Origin of the sequence: Streptomyces sp. A012304, assembly GCF_026008495.1 — a bacterium.
Lineage (GTDB): Bacteria > Actinomycetota > Actinomycetes > Streptomycetales > Streptomycetaceae > Streptomyces.
Genome location: NZ_BQUN01000154.1, coordinates 1 through 2398, shown reverse-complemented (window position 1 = coordinate 2398; position 2398 = coordinate 1). Strand labels below are relative to the sequence as shown.

General features: G+C 72.8%; 1 protein-coding gene. It reads left to right on the top strand.

Features of this window, described 5'->3' with window-relative positions:
- A partial coding sequence (locus tag ALMP_RS35275) for an acyltransferase domain-containing protein (RefSeq protein WP_264935853.1) occupies window positions 1-2398 on the top strand: 2398 nt, incomplete at both ends.

Genomic DNA, 2398 nt, shown 5'->3' with positions numbered 1-2398 from the left:
GTGTGTGGGCGCGGCGTGTCCCGGTGGACTACGCCTCGCACTCCGTCCAGGTCGAGGCGATCCGGGAGCGGCTGCTCACCGAACTGGCGGGCATCGAGCCGCAGGAGCCGGCGGTCCCGTTCTTCTCGGCGGTGACGGCCGAGCGGTTGGAGAATCCGAGGCTGGACGCGGAGTACTGGTACACGAATCTGCGTCAGACGGTTCGTTTCGAGGAGACGGTCCGGGTTCTTCTCGCCCAGGGCTTCGACGCGTTCGTCGAGACCAGCGCGCATCCCGTGCTGACCGCGGCCGTGGAGGACACCGTCGTATCCACCGAGTCCCAGGCGGTGGTGGTGGGCACGCTGCGCCGGGGCGAGGGCGGACAGGAGCGCCTCACCGCCGCGCTGGCGGAGGCGTTCGTCAACGGCCTGACCGTGGACTGGACGCCGCTGCTGGGCGACGGCGACGCCCATGTCGACCTGCCCACCTACGCCTTCCAGCACCAGCGCTACTGGCCGGCCACCGGCGGCTCGACCGCGGGTGACATCACCTCGGTCGGTCTCGCCAGGGCGGATCATCCGCTGCTCGGCGCCGCGGTGCGGTTGGCGGAGTCCGACGGCGTGCTCCTCACCGGGTCGCTCTCCCTCGCCTCGCATCCGTGGCTGGCTGGCCACCGGGTCGCCGGATCGGTGGTGCTGCCCGGCGCGGCCGTCGTCGACCTGGCGATCCGCGCGGCGGACGAGGCGGGCTGCGACCTGCTGGAGGAACTCCTCCTGGAGGCGCCTCTGACGGTGCCGGACCAGGGTGCGGTGAGCGTCCAGGTCCGCGTCGAGCCGATGGAGGAGTCGGAGAACTCCGCGACGTACGGCCTGAGCATCCACTCGCGGGCCGCCGACGCGGACGCCACCGAGCCGTGGACGCGGAACGCCACGGCCGTGCTGGCGACCGGAGCGGCTCCCGGCGCCGATCGGGAGGCCGCCCGGTTCGAGACCTGGCCGCCCGAGGGGGCGGGACCGATCGACCTGGACGGCTTCTACGAGGGTCTCGCCGAGGCAGGTCACGGCTACGACGGCCTGTTCCGCGGTCTGACGGCGGCCTGGCGCCTGGGCGACGACATCTACGCCGAAGTGGCCCTGCCCACGGACGAGGAACTCGCGTCCGGCTTCGCCATCCACCCGGCCCTGCTGGACTCCGCGCTGCACGGCGTCGCCCTCGACGGTGCCGCGGAACGACGGCTGCGGCTGCCGAGCCGGTGGGCCGGCGTCTCCCTGACCGCGACCGGCGCGACCGCACTGCGCGTACGGCTCGCTCACCTCGGCCCCGACGAGATCGCCGTCGAACTGGCCGACCAGACGGGCCGGCCGGTCATGACCGTCGGTTCCCTGGTGGTCCGGCCCGTCTCCATCGAGGAGTTCCAGGAAGCGCGGGCCGACCACGGGCGGGGCATGTACCGCGTCGACTGGGTGGCGGCCACCACGACCCCGTCCGAAGGGGACGTCCGTCCCGACGACGCGTGGGCCGTACTCGGGGAGCCCGGAGCAGAGGCGATGACGGCCTTCGCGGCGATCCCCCGGCACCCCGATCTCACGGCGCTCGGAGCGGCGATCGACGCGGGAAGCCCGGTACCGGAGACCGTTCTGCTGCTCTGCCCGCCGGCCCCGGCGTCGGACGGCACCGACCTCGACGAACAGGAAGTGATCGAGCGGACCCATGCCACGGCGGCGGGTGTGCTGTCGGTGGTGCGGGAGTGGCTCGGTGACGAGCGGTTCGCCGGGGCGCGGCTGGTGGTGGTGACGCGGGGTGCGGTGGGTGCGGGCGGTGGTGTGGCGGATGTCGGGTCGTCGGCGGTGTGGGGTCTGGTGCGGTCGGCCGCGACGGAGCATCCGGGGCGGTTCGCGCTGGTGGATGTGGATGTTGATGTGGTCGGGGTCGAGTGGTCGTCGGTTGTGCGGGAGGCGTTGGCGACCGGTGAGCGGGAGGTCGCGGTACGTGGCGGGGAGCTGCTGGTGCCGCGTCTGGTGCGGCACGGTGTGGAGTCCGGCGGTGAGGGGGTGTCGTTCGGTGACGGGGTGGTGCTGGTCACCGGGGGCACCGGCACGCTGGGCGGGCTGATCGCCCGTCATCTCGTGTCCCGGTACGGGGTGCGTGAGCTGGTGCTGCTGGGGCGCCGGGGTGAAGCAGCGCCAGGGGTGAGGGAGTTGGTCGAGGAGCTTGGCGCGCTGGGCGCGTCGTCGGTCGTGGTGGAGGCGTGTGACGCGGCGGACCGCGATGCGTTGGCCGGGGTGCTGGCGCGGATACCGGCACTTGCGGGTGTGGTGCACGCGGCTGGTCTGCTGGACGACGGTCTGGTCGAGGCGATGACGGAGGAGCGGCTGCACGGTGTGCTGCGTTCCAAGGTCGACAGTGCGGTCAACCTGCA